The organism is Roseateles rivi (genome assembly GCF_043555845.1).
Classification (GTDB): Bacteria; Pseudomonadota; Gammaproteobacteria; order Burkholderiales; family Burkholderiaceae_C; genus Roseateles; species Roseateles rivi.
Genome location: NZ_JBIGHZ010000005.1, coordinates 282,667 through 298,688, shown reverse-complemented (window position 1 = coordinate 298,688; position 16,022 = coordinate 282,667). Strand labels below are relative to the sequence as shown.

General features: G+C 65.1%; 15 protein-coding genes. 8 read left to right on the top strand and 7 right to left on the bottom strand.

Features of this window, described 5'->3' with window-relative positions; genetic code table 11:
* Positions 1-36: 36 nt before the first annotated feature.
* The 4 genes from ACG0Z6_RS14050 to sorT form a co-directional block, all read right to left on the bottom strand.
* On the bottom strand, positions 37-1,851 hold the full coding sequence (locus tag ACG0Z6_RS14050) for a S8 family peptidase (protein WP_394462444.1): 1,815 nt from the start codon (positions 1,849-1,851) through the stop codon (positions 37-39).
* A 351-nt stretch (positions 1,852-2,202) separates the two neighbouring features.
* On the bottom strand, positions 2,203-2,772 hold the full coding sequence (locus ACG0Z6_RS14045; protein WP_394462442.1) for a hypothetical protein: 570 nt from the start codon (positions 2,770-2,772) through the stop codon (positions 2,203-2,205).
* A gap of 19 nt (positions 2,773-2,791) precedes the next feature.
* A complete protein-coding gene (gene sorU / locus ACG0Z6_RS14040; protein WP_394462440.1) occupies positions 2,792-3,202 on the bottom strand; it encodes a SorU family sulfite dehydrogenase c-type cytochrome subunit in 411 nt (136 codons plus the stop codon).
* The gene (sorT, locus tag ACG0Z6_RS14035) at positions 3,202-4,431 is read right to left on the bottom strand and encodes a SorT family sulfite dehydrogenase catalytic subunit (RefSeq protein WP_394462438.1); all 1,230 of its coding nucleotides are present in this window, start codon (positions 4,429-4,431) and stop codon (positions 3,202-3,204) included. Before sorT ends, sorU begins: the two co-directional genes overlap by 1 nt.
* A 177-nt stretch (positions 4,432-4,608) precedes the next feature.
* On the opposite strand from sorT, the gene ACG0Z6_RS14030 reads away from it, so the two are divergent.
* Positions 4,609-5,799 carry a rhodanese-like domain-containing protein gene (locus ACG0Z6_RS14030; protein ID WP_394462436.1) on the top strand — a complete coding sequence of 397 codons (1,191 nt, stop codon included), beginning with the start codon at positions 4,609-4,611 and terminating at the stop codon, positions 5,797-5,799.
* A 26-nt stretch (positions 5,800-5,825) separates the two neighbouring features.
* Here ACG0Z6_RS14030 and ACG0Z6_RS14025 read toward each other — a convergent pair whose 3' ends face one another.
* Positions 5,826-6,704, bottom strand: coding sequence for an HDOD domain-containing protein (locus ACG0Z6_RS14025; protein ID WP_394462434.1), 879 nt, complete (start codon positions 6,702-6,704; stop codon positions 5,826-5,828).
* 186 nt (positions 6,705-6,890) lie between these two features.
* On the opposite strand from ACG0Z6_RS14025, the gene ACG0Z6_RS14020 reads away from it, so the two are divergent.
* Both ACG0Z6_RS14020 and ACG0Z6_RS14015 read left to right on the top strand, forming a co-directional pair.
* On the top strand, positions 6,891-7,577 hold the full coding sequence (locus ACG0Z6_RS14020; RefSeq protein WP_394462432.1) for a transglutaminase-like cysteine peptidase: 687 nt from the start codon (positions 6,891-6,893) through the stop codon (positions 7,575-7,577).
* A 58-nt stretch (positions 7,578-7,635) separates the two neighbouring features.
* Complete coding sequence (locus ACG0Z6_RS14015; protein ID WP_394462430.1) at positions 7,636-9,564, top strand: EAL domain-containing protein; 1,929 nt, start codon at positions 7,636-7,638, stop codon at positions 9,562-9,564.
* Positions 9,565-9,575: 11 nt separating this feature from the next.
* Here ACG0Z6_RS14015 and ACG0Z6_RS14010 read toward each other — a convergent pair whose 3' ends face one another.
* Entirely contained in the window at positions 9,576-10,124 is a 549-nt protein-coding gene (locus tag ACG0Z6_RS14010; RefSeq protein WP_394462428.1) for an NUDIX hydrolase, read from the bottom strand.
* A gap of 83 nt (positions 10,125-10,207) precedes the next feature.
* Here ACG0Z6_RS14010 and maiA point away from each other — a divergent pair, with 83 nt between their 5' ends.
* Both maiA and pgeF read left to right on the top strand, forming a co-directional pair.
* Positions 10,208-10,846, top strand: a complete 639-nt coding sequence (maiA, locus tag ACG0Z6_RS14005) for a maleylacetoacetate isomerase (protein WP_394462426.1) — start codon at positions 10,208-10,210, stop codon at positions 10,844-10,846.
* Positions 10,847-10,852: 6 nt separating this feature from the next.
* Positions 10,853-11,707: a peptidoglycan editing factor PgeF gene (gene pgeF / locus ACG0Z6_RS14000; RefSeq protein ID WP_394462423.1), complete on the top strand. Its 855-nt coding sequence runs from the start codon at positions 10,853-10,855 to the stop codon at positions 11,705-11,707.
* On the opposite strand, the gene ACG0Z6_RS13995 is transcribed toward pgeF, so the two are convergent.
* Positions 11,627-11,857 (bottom strand): hypothetical protein, encoded by a 231-nt coding sequence (locus ACG0Z6_RS13995; protein WP_394462872.1) that lies wholly within the window; start codon positions 11,855-11,857, stop codon positions 11,627-11,629. The two genes, pgeF and ACG0Z6_RS13995, sit on opposite strands and share 81 nt — an antisense overlap.
* A gap of 423 nt (positions 11,858-12,280) precedes the next feature.
* On the opposite strand from ACG0Z6_RS13995, the gene phaC reads away from it, so the two are divergent.
* The 3 genes from phaC to phbB all read left to right on the top strand — a co-directional run bounded on the left by phaC (position 12,281) and on the right by phbB (position 16,019).
* A complete protein-coding gene (gene phaC, locus ACG0Z6_RS13990; protein WP_394462420.1) occupies positions 12,281-13,918 on the top strand; it encodes a class I poly(R)-hydroxyalkanoic acid synthase in 1,638 nt (545 codons plus the stop codon).
* A 37-nt stretch (positions 13,919-13,955) separates the two neighbouring features.
* Complete coding sequence (locus tag ACG0Z6_RS13985) at positions 13,956-15,143, top strand: acetyl-CoA C-acetyltransferase (protein ID WP_394462418.1); 1,188 nt, start codon at positions 13,956-13,958, stop codon at positions 15,141-15,143.
* A 135-nt stretch (positions 15,144-15,278) separates the two neighbouring features.
* Positions 15,279-16,019 carry an acetoacetyl-CoA reductase gene (gene phbB / locus ACG0Z6_RS13980; protein ID WP_394462416.1) on the top strand — a complete coding sequence of 247 codons (741 nt, stop codon included), beginning with the start codon at positions 15,279-15,281 and terminating at the stop codon, positions 16,017-16,019.
* Positions 16,020-16,022: the final 3 nt, after the last annotated feature.

The window sequence follows — 16,022 nt, the reverse complement described above, 5'->3', positions numbered from 1 at the left end:
CACCCCGCGTTGCCGACCCCAGGCGGGGCCGCTGCTTTACCAGCCCAGACCCAGGCTGTAGCTGCCAGCGCCGCCGCTGTAGCGCAGCACGCGCACAAACAGGGTCAGGCTGCTGCTGCCGCTGTTGACGTAGCTGATCTTGTCGCTTTGGCCCGCCGGGTTTTGGCTCGTGGCCAGCTGGGTGCCGCTGGCGTTGTAGAGCACGAGGTCATAGTCCAGCGTGGCGGCTTGTGAGAGCGTGGCGCTGAGCGTGCGACCCGCAGGCAGGCTGATGCGGTAGTAGTCGGTGTCGGTGGTGCTGGAGAGGCTGCCGCTGACCGTGCCCGGCGCGCTCACCACCTGAGCGGCCGCGCGGCTGTTGTTGGGCTCCAGCTCCGTGATGGTGGTGCCGCCCCCACCGCCGCCACCGCCTTGGATGGCGGTGATGGCAGCGTTGGCGTCCAGCAAGCCCGTGCCGCACTGGCTGCAGGTGCCGGGGAAGGGCCGCGCGCTGTTTTTGAGTGCTGCGCTGATCTCGTCCGGCGTGGCCGTGGGCTTGACGCTGTAGAGCAGTGCGGCCACGCCCGCCACATGGGGGGCGGCCATGGAAGTGCCCTGGTAGTAGGCGTAGTTGTCTGCGCCAGGTGTGCTGGTGCCGGCGTTGAGCGTCGACAAAATGCCGTTGCTGGCGCTGGCGCGCACATCGCCGCCGGGTGCTGCCAATGCCACCACGCTGCCGTAGTTGGAGTAGTAGGCGCGCGCGCCGTAGCGGTCGGTGGCAGCCACCGTCACCACGCCTGCGCAGCTGGCGGGCGAGAAGTTGGCGGCGTTGGCATTGGAGTTGCCCGCAGCCACAATGACGCTGGCGCCGCGTGCCCGTGCGCCGTTGACCGCGTTTTGCGTGGTGGTGTCGCAAGCCCCGCCACCGCCCAGCGAGAGGTTGAGCACCTTGGCTGGCGTGGGGTTGGCCGGTGCGCCCGCAACGCTGCCGCCCGAGGCCCAGGTGATGCCGTCGGCAATGTCGGAGGTGTAGCCCCCGCATTTGCCCAGCACCCGTACGGGCTGCACTTTGGCGTTGAAGGCAATGCCCGCAATGCCCAGCGCGTTGTTGGTCTTGGCCGCAATGGTGCCCGCCACATGGGTGCCGTGCCAGCTGGAGTTGCTGGCGGGGTCGCCCGCCTGGCATTCGCCCGCAGCGGCCCAGTCACCGGGGTCACTGGCGTCAGCGTCGCGACCATTGCCATCGTTGGCAATGGACAGCGCGGTGATCATGTCGTAGCCCGTCACGGTCTGGCCGCTCAAGTCGGCGTGGGGCCGTATGCCGGTGTCCAGCACGGCCACCACCACGCCGGCGCCTGTGGCGCGGTCCCAGGCGGCTGGCGCGCGAATGCCGCCGGTGGCCTCAAACAAATCCCACTGCGAGTTGTAGCTGCTGTCGTTGGGCGTGAGCAGCGGGTACATGCGCCGGTCGGGTTCGGCGTATTCCACATTGCTGTCCTTGGCCTTCAACTCAGCGGCGAGCTGCTGCAGCTGCGCCAGGCTCAGATTGCGGTCCAGCTTGAAGACATGTGCCCCCGTGCCCATTTGGCGCAGCAGTGCCAGGCGTGCGCCCAGCGGCGCGGCCAGCTGTTGGGCCTTGGCGGTGCGGCCCTCCATCTGCGCACTGGGCACGGCAAGCGCTTCGAGGGCTCTGCCCGTGCGTTGGCGCACTTCGGTGCTGGCGTCGCGGTACTTCACGATCAGTCGATCGCTGGTCTGCGCGTAGGGGTTTTCGGGTCGGTCGATATCCCGGGCTGACACGCCGGCTTGCGCGGCACTGAGGGACATCACACACAGCGCCGCAGCGGCGCAAAGAGGCTTCAAACGCAACATCCTGACTACTCCAGATGAGCCTCCCGGGGGGCGTGGTTGGGCCCCGGGATGAAGACGACGGCCCGGTGGGACCGCCTGAAATTCCAGCATGCGCTGGCGCAGCGCATGCTGGGGTCCAACAGGCATTTGGACCCGTTGGTGAGCGGCGAGTTTAGGCAGGCTATGCATACCCGACTAAGCCACTGATGTTGGCCTCACAGCCCTCGCGTAAGCAGGGATTGCGCAAGCACAGACCCTGTTGTTGATCGAGCCTGAGGCTTTGGGCTGACTCGGGTCCACCTCTGGCCGTGGCCGAGCGTGGCAATGCTTGCCTGCAGCATAGGCTGAGGCAAAGGTCTGCAGGATGCGGCTTCAGTGCAGCGCGGCTCGCACGCTGGCGCAGTCGGCCACGCCGTGGCGGTCCATCTGCACGTGCAGGCGCTGGCCCAAGCTGATGGCCTGCCATTGCGCCTGAGGCAGGGCGCATTCCCACTGCGTGCCGCTGCGGCTTTGCAGCTGCAGCCAGTAGTGTTCGTGGCGCTGGGCGGCGCGCTGGGCGCCCAGGCCGTCGGGGCCTGGGCCTTGCAACACGGGTTGTGGCCAGCGGGGTGATTGCGTCCAGGGGCCTTCGGCGCTGGCTTGGTAGTGAATGCGCCAGCTTGGGGCTTGGTAGCGGCAGTGTTCGGTGGGGGTGCCGGTGTCGGGGTGGGGCACGCGGCGGCGCTGCACGTCGCGGGCTTGTGGCGGCATGGCGGTGCACCAGTCCGAGGCAGATTCCAGCTGCAGGCGTTCGATGTCGATGTCGCGCTGCCAGCGCTTGCCCACGACCTCCACATTGCCTGCAATAGGGCCCCAGCCCCACCAAAGCCCGGCTCCGGCCGTCAACAGCACCAAGCCTGCCAGCACGCGAGGGCGAAACAGGCTGTTGGCGGTGTAGCTCACGGGCTGCAGGTGGGTGGGTTCAGCGTGGGGCCTGGCTGGCACTGGCCACATAGCGGGCCAGGGCTTCGATGTCTTCAGCGGGCAGTGCCGCAAAGCTGGGCATGGCGCCCATGCCGCTTTGTAGCACGCGGCGCACGCGCTGCACGTCGGGCTTGAGCTCGTCCAGCACGGGGCCGATCTGCCCCTCGCTGCCTGCGGCGGCCAGGGTATGGCACAAGGCGCAAGCGGGCTGTACCTGCTTGAAGAGCAAGGCGCCGCGCTGCAGCAGCGCGGCTTCGGTGGCGTCCGTGCGGCTTGGTGCAGCCGATGGGGCACTGGCTTTTGCTGCTGCGTTTGGCGCCTGCGCGGCGCTGTGCACTGGGTGCAAGGCTGCTCCCAGTGTCAGCAGCAAAGCGGCCCAGCGCATGGCCCGTGGCTGCACCTTGGTCATCAGGCCACCGTCACGGTCACGCCGTGGTCGCGCCAGCTGTTGTTGTTGTAGCCCTGGCTGTTTTCTTCGCGTTGCTCGGGCTGGGTGTTGCCGGCCACGTCGGTGGCGCGGCTCATCAGCGCGTGCGTGCCGCTGCCCAGCGTGGCGGAGACCACAAATTGGCGCCAGGCAAAGCGGCCCAGATCCGGCCCCACCAGGCGTGCGGCCTTCCAGGTTTTGCCACCGTCGGTGGAGACTTCCACGCCCTTGACCGCGCGCGTGCCACCAAAGGCCACGCCGTGGATTTGCACCAGGCCTGCTTGCAGCGTGCCGTCTTCGGGCAGCGGGCCGTTGATCCAGGACTTGACGCCCATCTCCCACACCGAGGCTTGCTCGGGCGAGCTCTTCTCGCCGGGCGGGGTCATGCGGTAGCCGTGGGCCATGATCTTGGCCTTGGACTCGCTGCTGGTGAAGGCCACGCGCTTGACGTATTTGATGTTGTTCACGCCTTGGTAGCCCGGCAGCACCAGGCGCAGTGGCGCGCCGTGGGCCAGGCTCAGGGGCTCGCCGTTCATCTCCCAGGCCAGCAGGGCGTCGTCCAGGGCCTTGATGGGCACTGAGCGCTCGACGATCACGCTGGCGGGGTCCACGCCCTCAGGGATTTTTTCGCCGCCAGTGCCCGTCACAAAGCGAGCGCCATCGGCCAGGCCGCCCAGCGCCGCCACGACATTGCGCAGCGGCACGCCAGCCCACAGCACGCAGCCTGCTGCGCCCACTTGCCAGGGGGTGCCGCTGGGCTTGCTGGGGAAGAAGCCGCGGCCATTGCCCGAGCACTGCAGCACGGTGGCCACGGTGTCCAGCCCCAAGGTTTTGAGCTCGCCCAGCGTGAGGCTGCGCGGCTTTTTCACGCCTTCGATTTCGAGCACCCAGGCGTCGCGGTCTTGCAGCACGGCGGCGTCCACGGGCGGCAGGTTGTTGCGCACATAGAGCTGCGGGCTCGGCGTGATGACGCTCGCGCCAAAGGCGCTGCGGCGCGTCTCGATGGTGTTGCTGGTGTGCACGATCAGGGCGTTGGCGTCCTTCCATGCCGCATAGCTCGGCAGGGGCTTGGCCGCAGCAGTGGCCACGGCTGTTTGCGCCTGCGCGCCGCGCGTGAAGCTGGCCAGCCCCAGGGCGCTCAGGGCAGCAGCGCTGCCGCCCAGCAGCATGCGGCGCCCGGCATTGGGGTGGTTTGGTTGGGATGTGGACATGGATCCTCCTGGGTGTTGTGGGTATGGACGTCGAGCATTGTGGCGGTGCCGGTCTTGCGCTGTGCGATGACCGAGCCTTGCAGCGCCACATAGCCGCCCAATTGTTCGGATCGCGTACGTTGCAATAGGCGATTGATGCATATTCGCCGCTCACAAACAAGAGGGCAGTCGGCTGGGATGAAGAAGATTTTCAAGGACGTGCGTCTTTGCGTGATGTTGGGCGTGGTGGGGTGTGCGGGTGTCTCGGCTTGGGCGCAGACCCAGGCTTTGCAGGTGCTCTACGCCGTGGAGCCCACGGCACGACGCGCAGCACTGGATGTGTCGCAACCCACGGTGGAAGCGGCGCTGGGGCGGGCCGTGGGGCGCGAGGTGGAGTTGACGGTGAGTCAGGATCTCACCGATGCCATGCGCGCCACGCGCAGCACGGGCTATGACGTGTTCATTGGCCCAGCACAGATTGCGGCCTCGGCGCTTGCGCGCGGCTATGAGCTGCTGGGCGCCACCTCGCCCAGCGAGGCCTATGTGCTGGTGAGCCGCACTGAGTTCAAGCAACTCGCTGCGCTCAAGGGGCAGCGTCTCTATTTGCCGCAGCAAGATTCCATCTATAGCTACATGGCGCGCGGCTTGTTGAACCAGGCTGGCTTGTCCATGCAGCAAATGCAAGTGCGCCACGAGCGCATTCCCCAGGCCGGACTGACGGCGCTGTCATTGGGCGTGGCCGATGCCACCGTGGTGCGCGCCAGCGATTGGGAGGCCTGGCTGCGCGAACAGCCCGCGCAGGCGCATGTGCTGAGCACGCTCGGCGGCGTACCCGGTGGGGTGTCGGTGGTGGTGAGCAAGTCTTTGCCCGCCGAGCAGCGCCAGCGGCTCTCGGCTTGGTTTGCCGCGCCTGCGTCGCGCGCGGGGCTGCCGTCGGCACGCTACCGTGCTGAGGCGGCGGACTATCAGCGCGTGGCCGAGCTGGGCATCTTCACCCCCACCAGCCTGCCGGGCGTGACTCGCGTCAGCGCACAGCAGGCGCTCAAGTTGCAGCAAGGCGGCGCGGTGATTGTGGACACGCGCATCAAGAAGGAATTTGATGCATTGCGAATTGCTGGCGCGGTGTGGCTGCCCTATCACGAGAAAAGTCTTAAGGACGTGGCCTTCAAGGTCGAGCAGGATGATTTCAGCGCGCTGGACAAAGCGGCCTACACCAAGACCCAGGCGCTGGTGTTTTCCTGCAATGGCGCGGAGTGCTGGAAGTCATACAAGGCCGCCAAATGGGCGCGCGCGGGCGGCTACAGCCGGGTTTACTGGCTGCGCGGTGGTCTGCCGGAGTGGAAGGAGCAAGGGCTGCCCTTGCAACCTAGCACTGCCAGCGGCCACTGAGGCGCGGCGTCCAGGCTGACGCAGTCTCAGGTGCCATGCGCGTCCATCAGCTCGGTGTAGGTGTCGCGCCAGTGCAGCAGCTCGTCGGCGTCGATGTGCAGCCAGTTCAAGGCCAGGTCTTTGTGGGCCTGCCAGTCGGCATCCTCGGGCATGGCCTCGTGCAGGCGCATCAGGTGCTCGGCCACCAGCCCTGCGGCAATGAGGGTGCGCACTTCGGAGTCGACCGTGGTGTCGCCAAGCGCTTCCATGTCGTGGTGCAGGCGTATGGACTGCATCAACTCACCGCGCAGGTGCCAGGCCCGAGCCACCAGTGCCCCGACCACGGCGTGATCGGTGTGATGGTTGGCGTTTTCCGTGGCGATGAAGGGCCGGTCGATGCGGGCTGCCGCTTCCACCAAGGTGCTACCGTAGCTGCGAAAGCTCTGCAGCAACACCGGCATGCCCACATGCAGAAACAAGCCGTGGTTGTGCGCCAAATCCATGCACATGCCTGGCAGATGGCTGGCGATGTGGCGCATGGCCAGTGCGCGTTTGGCTGAGCGCTCCCAAAAGCGCGCCAGATGCGGGCTGTGTACGGGCAGGGCGTGGCGCACCAAAAAGGCCGCCATGACGCGTGCGGCTTCGTCCAGACCTAGGCGGTTGAGGGCTTGGCCCACGCTGGTGCAAGGCGGGCCATCCACACGGTGCAAAGGGCTGTTGGCCAGGCGCAGCAGCGTGGCCGACATGGCAACGTCCGATTGCGCAATGCTCGCCACAGCGGCCAAGTCTTGGGGCGAGGCCTCCATGGCCTCACGCAGTTGCAACAGCAACTGCGGACAGGGGGGAATTTGGACTTGTCTCAGGGCGCCATCGCGCCGCGCAAAGTCCAGTTCACTGGTGATGGATGTCAGGGATTTGGCGCTCATGGTCTGGCCCAGGATTCAAGCGTTCGACAAAAAATGCCGATCACCAAGATGTTGGATTATTGGCACGTCGCTGTGAATAAAACGAGTGAACAAATAGGGAATCAGCCACTTGGTTGTCTGCTTGCTCCCTGTGGAGGAATATGCGCGGGCATGATGACTTCGGCCCAGTGCACGGATCACATCTGAATGCCCCGTCGTTTCTCGAAAATCTTGGCTCTGATGGGTGGGTGGCCGCTGCGCCGTGCCGCCGGCGCGCTGCTGTGCGTCTTGCTACTGGGGCCGCTATTGGTCAGCGCCTGGGAGCCCGAAACTTTCTTGGACGCCGCCGCCAAGCTCAGTCCACGCACCCAGCAACGTGCTCGTGCACTTGTGCAGCTCATCGAAAAGGGCAGTGCACAGTCCGATGAGGCGCGTTTGACGCTCGTCAACAACTACTTCAATCAGAACATCGAGTTCTACACCGACCAGGAAACTTGGGGGGTGGAAGACTACTGGGCCACGCCTTTGGAGTCGCTGGAGCAAGGGCGGGGTGACTGTGAGGACTACGCCATTGCCAAGTACTTCACTTTGCTTGCCATGGGAGTGCCTGAGCCTCGTTTGCGGCTGGTCTATGTGCGGGCCATGTTGCATGGGCGCCCGCAGGCACACATGGTGCTGGCCTACTATGCACAGGTGCAAGGCGAGCCGCTGGTGTTGGACAACTTGGTCGCTGATGTCCGCGCGGCCTCACAGCGGCCGGACCTCGCGCCTGTGTTCAGCTTCAACTCTGAAGGCCTGTGGCATGGTGTGGGTGCAACCCGCGCCGGAAATCCGCTGCAGCGTTTGACGCAATGGCGTGATCTGATCGGACGTCTGCGCGCACAAGGATTCTGACGACGATGAGCAATCGACAAAGTGCAAAGCTCCTGAAGGAGCCAGGAGGGTGCAGGCTATGTCCTTGATCCGACAAATATGGCTGCTGGTGCTCGGCGCGGTGGTGTTGGCGCTGGTAGGGAGTGTGGGGGTGTCAACCCACACGCTGCGTGACTTGCTGCAAACCCAATTGGCGGTGAAAAACAACGACAACGCCAATGCGCTGGCGCTGGCCATGTCGCAGCAGCAAGGCGACGTGGAGCTGATGAGCCTGTTGGTGAGCGCGCAGTTCGACGGTGGTGCGTACGAAAGCCTGCGCTGGCGCGATCAACAAGGCCGCCTGGTGTATGAGCGGCGGGCCCATACCGAGCCCCAACAGGCACCCGCGTGGTTTGTGCAGCTGCTACCGATTCAGGCTGCTCCGGGCTTGGCCAAAGTCTCCAATGGCTGGAGCGCTATTGGCGAGGTGGAGGTGCGCAGCCACACCGGCTATGTGCATGACGCGCTGTGGAACAGCCTGCTTCACAGCACGCTGTGGCTGGTTGCTGTGGGTTTGGTGGCCAGCGTGATGGCCAAGTTGGTGCTGCAGCGCCTGCGCCGACCCGTGGACGCCGCCGTGGCTCAGGCCGACGCCCTGGTTCAGGGGCGTTTTGAAGCGCAGCCCGAGCCTGATGTGCCGGAAATGAAGCGCCTGGGCCAAGCCATGAACACCATGGTGGCGCGCGTGCAGCAAATGTTTGAAGGCCAGGCCGAGCAACTGCGCCAGCTGCATCAGCAGCTGTTGTGCGACCCGCTCACTGGCGTCACCAACCGCGCGCAGTTTGTGGCCGAGCTGAACTCGGCTTTGCACCGCGACGATGCGCCGCTGCGTGGCGCATTGCTGATGGCGCGCGTGCGCGATCTCTCCACGCTCAATCATGTGCTGGGGCGGCAATCTGTGGACGTGGCGCTGCAGACGCTGGCACAAGCGCTGCAGGTCTACCACGGGCGCGTCAATGGTTGTTTGGTGGGGCGGCTCAATGGCAGCGATTTCGCATTGTGGCTGCCCGTTCCTGATGTGGCTCAGGAGACGGCCGAAGCCCTGAGCTCTGCGCTGCACACCAGCTTGTTGCCCATGTCCACCAGCATTCGGGTGGCGCTTGGCGTGGTGGAGCTGCCGCGCCAGCGGCCGCTCAGTGCCTGGCTCAGTGCCGCTGATGCCGCACTGGCCCAGGCCGAGCAAAGCGATCAAGGCGTCAAGCATGTGATTTCGGTGGATGTCACTGAATCCCAGCAGCAGGGCGAGAGGGCATGGCGCCAACACATCTTGGAAGCGCTCAGCAGTGGGCAGCATCGCATCATTGAATACCCCTTGCTGGACCGCCAGGGACGCTTGCTGCATCTGGAATGCCCCATGCAGCTGCGCCTGCAGCCTGAGGGTCCATTTGAGCCGGCCGCGCGCTGGCTGCCTCTGGCTGTGCGCAGCCGACTGAGCGCTGACGCCGATTTGCACGCCGTGCAGCATGCCTTGACGGCCAGCGCCGGTGATGGCCAACGCCGTGGCATCAATGTGGCACCGGCTACGCTCAGCGAAGACAGCTTCCTGGCGCGGCTGCGTGCGCTCTTGCAAGAGCATAGTGCGGCGGCGACGTTGCTGGATATGGAGCTGGCGCAAGCGGCCGTGCTGCTCAACCTGGAGGCCATGCAGGAGCTCAGCCGCTTGGTGCGGCCTCTGGGGGTGCGACTGGGCGTGGAGCACGCCGGGGCCGAGCTCACCCGCGTGGAGCGGCTCTACGCCGTGGGTCTGGACTACGTGAAGCTCGACAGCTCGGTGTGCGCCGGTGTGGCGGTCGATTCACCCCGCGCGGCCTTTGCGCGCAGCATGGTGGCGCTGCTGCACAGCTTGGATTTGCAGGTCTATGCCGAAGGCGTGCGCGAAGCGGCGGACGCGCAGGTGCTGTGGGAGTCTGGCTTTGACGGCGTGACCGGCCCCTGGGCCACGGCCCACGGCAACACCGCCAAGGGTTGAGTGCTCAGGCTTTAAGCGATGTCCGCGCAGTGCAGGGTGTAGCCCTGTGCCGCGCGGCGTTGGCTGAAGAAGTGCTGCAGCGTCTCGCGCACGGTGTGAAAGGCAATCTCGTCCCAGGGGATTTCGTCCTCAGCAAACAGCCGTGCTTCCAGCGTTTCGGGGCCGGGGTCAAAGTTGGGTGAACGCAGCTGAGCCAGGTAAAACAAATGCACCTGCCCGACCCGCACCACATTGAGCAGGCAGTAGAGCGGGCCCAGTTCGATGTCCGCACCCGCTTCTTCCTCGGTCTCGCGCAGCGCCCCTTGGGCTGTGGTTTCGCCCAGTTCCATAAAGCCTGCGGGCAGCGTCCATTTGCCCAGGCGCGGCTCGATCGCGCGGCGGCATAGCAGCACGCGGTCCTGCCACACGGGCAGGGTGCCCACCACATTGATCGGGTTTTCGTAGTGAATCGCGCCGCAGGCGCCGCAGACCGCTCGCTCGCGGTTGTCGTCAGCAGGCATGCTGTAGGCGATGGCACCGCCGCAGCTGGGGCAAAAGTGGTAGCGACGTTGCGAAATCATGAGGCTCAGTGTAGCCCGCGCCGTGTCTGGCGCATGGCATCATCCACAGCCTCAACTCGGTCAACACGTACGCGATTCGCCCCATGCAGCTCTACAACTACTACCGATCTTCTGCGTCTTACCGGGTGCGTATTGCGCTGGCGCTCAAGGGCTTGGAGTACGTCTACAAGCCCGTTCACCTGGCGCGCGATGAGCACCTCGCTGAGTCCTACGCGGCCGTGTCGCGCTCGCGCTTGGTGCCCCAGCTTCAAGACGGCGAACACGCGCTCAGCCAGTCGCTGGCCATCATCGAGTACCTCGACGAAACCCACCCCGAGCCGCCGCTGTTGCCCAAAGACCCGCACCACCGCGCCTATGTGCGCGCCCTGGCGCTGGACATTGCCTGCGAAATTCACCCGCTCAACAACCTGCGCGTGCTGCGCTATTTGGTGCGGGACTTGGGGCTGAGCGAGGAGCAGAAGAACCGCTGGTACCAGCACTGGGTCGACACCGGGCTCACCGCGGTGGAGCAGCGCCTGACGCATGAAGGCTTGAGTGGCGCGTTCTGTTTTGGTGAGCAGCCCGGCCTGGCCGACTGCCTCCTGGTGCCGCAAATTTACAACGCCAAGCGCTTCAATTGCCGGCTCGATCATCTGCCCACCCTCATGGCCATACACGATCGCTGCATGGCCTTGCCAGCGTTCTCTCAAACGGCACCCGAGCTCTGCCCCGACGCGGATTGAGCCCCTATGGCCCTGCCACCCCTCCAGCCTGTGCCCCAGGCGCCGAATTGGCCGTCAGCGTCCAGCACCTGGACTGAGGAGGATGGGGCCCTGCACCCCGATTGGCTGCTGCCGGACTGGGCGGCCCCCCACGCCCGCGCCTTCATGACAACGCGTGCTGGCGGTCAGAGTTCGGGCATGTACGACAGCTGCAACGTCGGCACCTACGTCCAAGACGACCCTGCTGTGGTGGCGCTCAACCGCCAGCGAGTCGCCGCTGCGGCGGGTGGGAGCCCCATCTTTTTGCAGCAGGTGCACGGTGCTGAGGTGCTGCACTTGAGCACAGCGCATTTGAGCGGCGGGGCAGCCCTCCGGGCCGATGCGGCCATCAGCACTGACCCTCGGCTGGCTTGCGCCATTCAAGTCGCCGATTGCCTGCCGGTGTTGTTTGCCGCACCTGGTGCGGTGGGTGCGGCCCATGCGGGCTGGCGTGGCCTCGCCGCAGGTGTTCTCGAGCGCACCGCGGCGGCCTTGTGCGCGGCCAGCGGCTGTGCTGAGTCAGCGCTTCAGGTCTGGTTGGGCCCCTGCATTGGTCCTGCGGCCTTTGAGGTGGGGGCAGATGTTTTGCAGGCTCTTGGTCTGCCTGTGGTGCGTCACGATCAGCCCCTGTGCCGCTTCCAAGTCAATGAACAGGGGCAAGACCGCTGGCGCCTGGATTTGGCTGGGTTGGCTCGCCTGCGCCTGCAGGCCGTGGGTGTGAAACACATCAGCGGTGGGCACTGGTGTACTTACAGCCAGCCCTCACGTTTTTTCTCCTTCCGCCGCAGCCCCCCCAGCGGGCGCATGGCCGCTGTCGTGCGCCTGCTCGGCAGCCAAGGCTGAAGCCTCGGCGCGCTGCCGGGCGGCACGCCGCTGCGGCGTGCCCAGTACGTAGAGCAGTACCGACAGCGGCAACACGCCGTAGAGCAGCAGGGTGAACACCGCGCCAAGCACACTGCCTTGTGGGCTCATGGCCTCGGCGATTGTCATCATCAAGACCACGTACATCCATGCTATGGCTATCAGGTACATCGTGATGGTTTCCTCGGGTTACATCGAATTTGTCACGCCAGGGTAAGTTAGGCTTACTACAAGTGTGAGTTACCTAAACAACAGGTTTCGGGTAATTGTCAATCGGTGGATGCAGTCGCACGTGCGCTAGGCGGCTTGGTTAATCCTGAAGCATTGAACGTGAGGTCTGGAATGAGTACGCAGCGCAGCCGCGATGACAGCGCGGAACAGCCGGGCAAAGCCCGGCGCAAGAGCCCAGCCAAGGCGGCAGCCCCAGCCCCTGGTGGCAAAACCCGAAGCAAAGTCCCCCCGCCCCGAGAAGCCGTAGCTCCGCCTGCGGCTGCTACTGGCTCTGAGCGTCAGGCTGCAGCACCCCAGCCCGATTGGGCAGCCTGGACGCGGGGTATGGAGCCTCTGTTGCACGGTTGGACAGGTCTCAAGCCCCAGACTGATGCCTGGGTGAAGCTCCAGCACGACTATGTCGAGCGCGCTTCAGCACTTTGGACCAAGGCCATGCGCGAGGCCAGTACGTCTGAGGCGGCCACTCCAGTCAAGCTCGCCGATCGCCGCTTTGCCAACCCTGCCTGGGCCGCCAGCCCCAGCGCGGCCTTCACGGCGGAGCTGTACTTGCTCAACGCCCAAACCCTGCAGCGCATGGCCGACCAGGTGCAGGGCGACGCCAAAGCCCGGGCGCGCCTGCGCTTTGCTGTGCAGCAGTTTGTAGACGCCAGCGCGCCGAGCAACTTCCTGGCCTTCAACCCCGAGGCCCAGCAGCTGGCACTGCAGTCCGGTGGCGAAAGCCTGGCACGCGGCATGCAGATGCTGTTGGCCGACCTGCAGCGCGGGCATGTCTCGCAGACCGATGAAAGTGCGTTCGAGGTGGGCCGCAATGTCGCCACCACCGAAGGCGCCGTGGTGTTTGAAAACGAGTTCTTCCAGCTGCTGGAATACAAGCCGCTCACGGCCCAGGTGCATCAGCGGCCTTTCTTGCTGGTGCCGCCCTGCATCAACAAGTTCTACATCCTGGACCTGCAGCCTGAAAACTCCTTGATCCGCTACGCCGTTGCGCAGGGTCACCGCACCTTTGTGCTGAGCTGGCGCAACCCCGATGAACACTGCGCGAACTGGCGCTGGGACGACTATGTCGAGCAGGCTGTGATCCGTGCCATTCACGAGGTGCAGGCCATCAGTGGGCAGGACAAGATCAACGCCTTGGGCTTTTGCGTGGGCGGCACCTTGCTCAGCACGGCGCTGGCGGTGCTGGCTGCGCGTGGCGAGCAGGCCGCGGCCAGCCTGACCTTGCTGACCACGCTGCTGGATTTTTCCGACAACGGGGTGCTGGACATCTTCGTCGACGAAGCGGCAGTGAAGCTGCGCGACATCACCATTGGCGAGCAATCGCCCCGCGGCCCGGGACTGCTCAAAGGCCAGGAACTGGCCACCACCTTCAGCTTTCTGCGCCCCAACGATTTGGTGTGGAACTACGTGGTGGGCAACTACCTCAAGGGCGAGGCGCCGCCGGCCTTTGATTTGCTGTACTGGAACGGGGACGCCACCAATCTGCCCGGTCCCATGTACTGCTGGTATTTGCGCCACACCTACTTGAACAACGAGCTGTGCCGCCCCGGTGCGCTGCAGGTGTGCGGTGAGTCGCTGGATCTGGGTGCCATCGAGGCCCCGGTCTACATCTACGGCTCGCGCGAAGACCACATCGTGCCCTGGGATGCCGCCTACCGCAGCACGCAAATCCTCAAGGGTGAAAAGCGCTTTGTGATGGGTGCCTCGGGCCACATCGCGGGGGTGATCAACCCACCGGCCAAGGGCAAACGCAGCCATTGGCTACCCGGCAGCAAGGCCTTGCCCGCCGACCCTCAAGCCTGGCTGGCACAAGCCAAAGAGCAGCCAGGCAGCTGGTGGACCGACTGGTCGAAATGGCTGGCCGGGCATGCCGGGCCACTCAAAACTGCGCCGCGCCAGTACGGTGACCGGCAGCACCCGGTGATTGAAGCCGCGCCGGGCCGCTATGTGCGCCAAAAGGCTTGATGGACTGATTTCTGACTACCGAAGTGAGACAAACAAGATGAGCAGCAAGCAAGACATCGTCATCGTCGCCGCCGCGCGTACCGCCATCGGCAAGTTCGGTGGCACCTTGGCCAAAACACCGGCCAGTGAACTCGGTGCCGTGGTGGTGGCCGATCTGTTGCGCCGCACCGGCGTTGAGGCCGCCGCCGTGGGTGATGTCATCCTCGGGCAGGTGCTGACCGCTGGTTGCGGCCAAAACCCCGCGCGTCAAACCGTCATCAAAGCGGGTCTGCCGCACGCCGTGCCGGCCATGACCATCAACAAGGTCTGCGGCTCCGGCCTCAAGGCCGTGATGCTGGGTGTGCAAGCCATTCGCGATGGCGACAGCGAGATCGTCATTGCCGGTGGTCAGGAAAACATGAGCTTGTCGCCGCACGTGCTGCTGGGCTCGCGCGACGGCCAGCGCATGGGCGACTGGAAGATGCTCGACACCATGGTGAACGACGGCCTGTGGGACGTCTACAACCAATACCACATGGGCATCACCGCCGAGAACGTGGCGCGTGAATTCGGCATCAGCCGCGCGCAGCAGGACGAGCTGGCGCTGGGCAGCCAGCAAAAGGCTGCCGCGGCGCAAGACGCTGGCCGCTTCAAGGACGAAATCGTGCCCGTGCGCATTGCCCAGAAGAAGGGCGACCCGCTGGTGTTTGAGGCCGACGAGTTCATCAACCGCAAGTCCAATGCCGAAGCGCTGGCGGGCCTGCGCCCCGCTTTTGACAAAGCGGGCAGCGTCACGGCGGGCAATGCTTCGGGCCTGAACGACGGCGCAGCGGCCCTGATGCTCATGAGCGCGGCCAAGGCCCAACAGCTCGGGCTCACGCCGCTGGCGCGCATCGCCAGCTATGCCTCGTCTGGCCTGGACCCCGCCACCATGGGCATGGGGCCGGTGCCTGCTTCACGCAAGGCGCTGGAGCGTGCGGGCTGGCGCGCAGCCGATCTGGACCTGCTCGAAATCAACGAAGCCTTTGCGGCTCAGGCCTGCGCCGTGCACCAGCAAATGGGCTGGGACCTGAACAAGGTCAACGTCAACGGCGGTGCCATTGCGCTGGGCCACCCCATCGGTGCTTCGGGTGCGCGCGTGCTGGTCACGCTGGTGCATGAAATGACCAAGCGCAATGCCAAGAAGGGCATTGCCTCGCTGTGCATCGGCGGCGGCATGGGTGTGGCGCTGACGGTGGAGCGTTGATCGTTCAACCCGCAGTTTTGTAGGAAGACGCCCTCATTTCGACGCAAGTGCATTTCAGGCTGTAGGCCCTGTCAAACAAGGGGCGCAAGGGACCCTCAGCCGTACACAAAGCCTCGGAGGCGAAGGAGAAGCAAGATGAGTCAGCAAAAAGTTGCATACGTCACGGGCGGCATGGGTGGCATCGGTACCGCCATTTGCCGCAAGCTGCACGCCCAGGGCTTCAAGGTCATCGCTGGTTGCGGACCCAGCCGCGACCACCGCAAGTGGCTCGAGGAACAAAAGGCCGATGGCTACACCTTCTACGCTTCGGTGGGCAATGTGGCGGACTGGGACTCCACCGTGGAAGCCTTTGGCAAGGCCATCAGCGAGCATGGCGCCATTGATGTGCTGGTGAACAATGCCGGCATCACGCGCGATCGCATGTTCCTGAAGATGTCGCCTGAGGATTGGAAGGCCGTGATCGACACCAACCTCAACAGCATGTTCAACGTCACCAAGCAAGTGGTGCCGGGTATGGTGGAAAAGGGCTGGGGCCGCATCATCCAAATCAGCTCGGTCAACGGCGAGAAGGGTCAGGCCGGTCAGACCAACTACTCCGCCGCCAAGGCCGGTATGCACGGCTTCACCATGGCGCTGGCACAGGAGCTGGCCAACAAGGGAGTGACGGTCAACACCGTGAGCCCGGGCTATATCGGCACGGACATGGTGCGTGCCATCAAGCCGGATGTGCTGGAAAAAATCGTCGCCACCATCCCCGTCAAGCGCCTGGGCACGCCCGATGAGATTGGCTCCATCGTGACGTGGCTGGCCGGCGAGGACAGCGGCTTCACCACCGGTGCAGATTTCTCCTGCAACGGTGGTCTGCACATGGGCTAAGGC

Excerpts from the sequence above, each read along its gene's own strand:
- pgeF (WP_394462423.1), top strand. The coding sequence starts at position 10,853 with ATGGCCCTGCCACCCCTCCAGCCTGTGCCCCAGGCGCCGAATTGGCCG.
- sorU (WP_394462440.1), bottom strand. The coding sequence starts at position 3,202 with ATGACCAAGGTGCAGCCACGGGCCATGCGCTGGGCCGCTTTGCTGCTG.
- ACG0Z6_RS14010 (WP_394462428.1), bottom strand. The coding sequence starts at position 10,124 with ATGATTTCGCAACGTCGCTACCACTTTTGCCCCAGCTGCGGCGGTGCC.
- ACG0Z6_RS13985 (WP_394462418.1), top strand. The coding sequence starts at position 13,956 with ATGAGCAGCAAGCAAGACATCGTCATCGTCGCCGCCGCGCGTACCGCC.
- ACG0Z6_RS14050 (WP_394462444.1), bottom strand. The coding sequence starts at position 1,851 with ATGTTGCGTTTGAAGCCTCTTTGCGCCGCTGCGGCGCTGTGTGTGATG.
- ACG0Z6_RS14020 (WP_394462432.1), top strand. The coding sequence starts at position 6,891 with ATGCCCCGTCGTTTCTCGAAAATCTTGGCTCTGATGGGTGGGTGGCCG.
- ACG0Z6_RS14030 (WP_394462436.1), top strand. The coding sequence starts at position 4,609 with ATGAAGAAGATTTTCAAGGACGTGCGTCTTTGCGTGATGTTGGGCGTG.
- ACG0Z6_RS14025 (WP_394462434.1), bottom strand. The coding sequence starts at position 6,704 with ATGAGCGCCAAATCCCTGACATCCATCACCAGTGAACTGGACTTTGCG.
- sorT (WP_394462438.1), bottom strand. The coding sequence starts at position 4,431 with ATGTCCACATCCCAACCAAACCACCCCAATGCCGGGCGCCGCATGCTG.
- phaC (WP_394462420.1), top strand. The coding sequence starts at position 12,281 with ATGGAGCCTCTGTTGCACGGTTGGACAGGTCTCAAGCCCCAGACTGAT.
- ACG0Z6_RS14015 (WP_394462430.1), top strand. The coding sequence starts at position 7,636 with ATGTCCTTGATCCGACAAATATGGCTGCTGGTGCTCGGCGCGGTGGTG.
- maiA (WP_394462426.1), top strand. The coding sequence starts at position 10,208 with ATGCAGCTCTACAACTACTACCGATCTTCTGCGTCTTACCGGGTGCGT.
- ACG0Z6_RS13995 (WP_394462872.1), bottom strand. The coding sequence starts at position 11,857 with ATGATGACAATCGCCGAGGCCATGAGCCCACAAGGCAGTGTGCTTGGC.
- phbB (WP_394462416.1), top strand. The coding sequence starts at position 15,279 with ATGAGTCAGCAAAAAGTTGCATACGTCACGGGCGGCATGGGTGGCATC.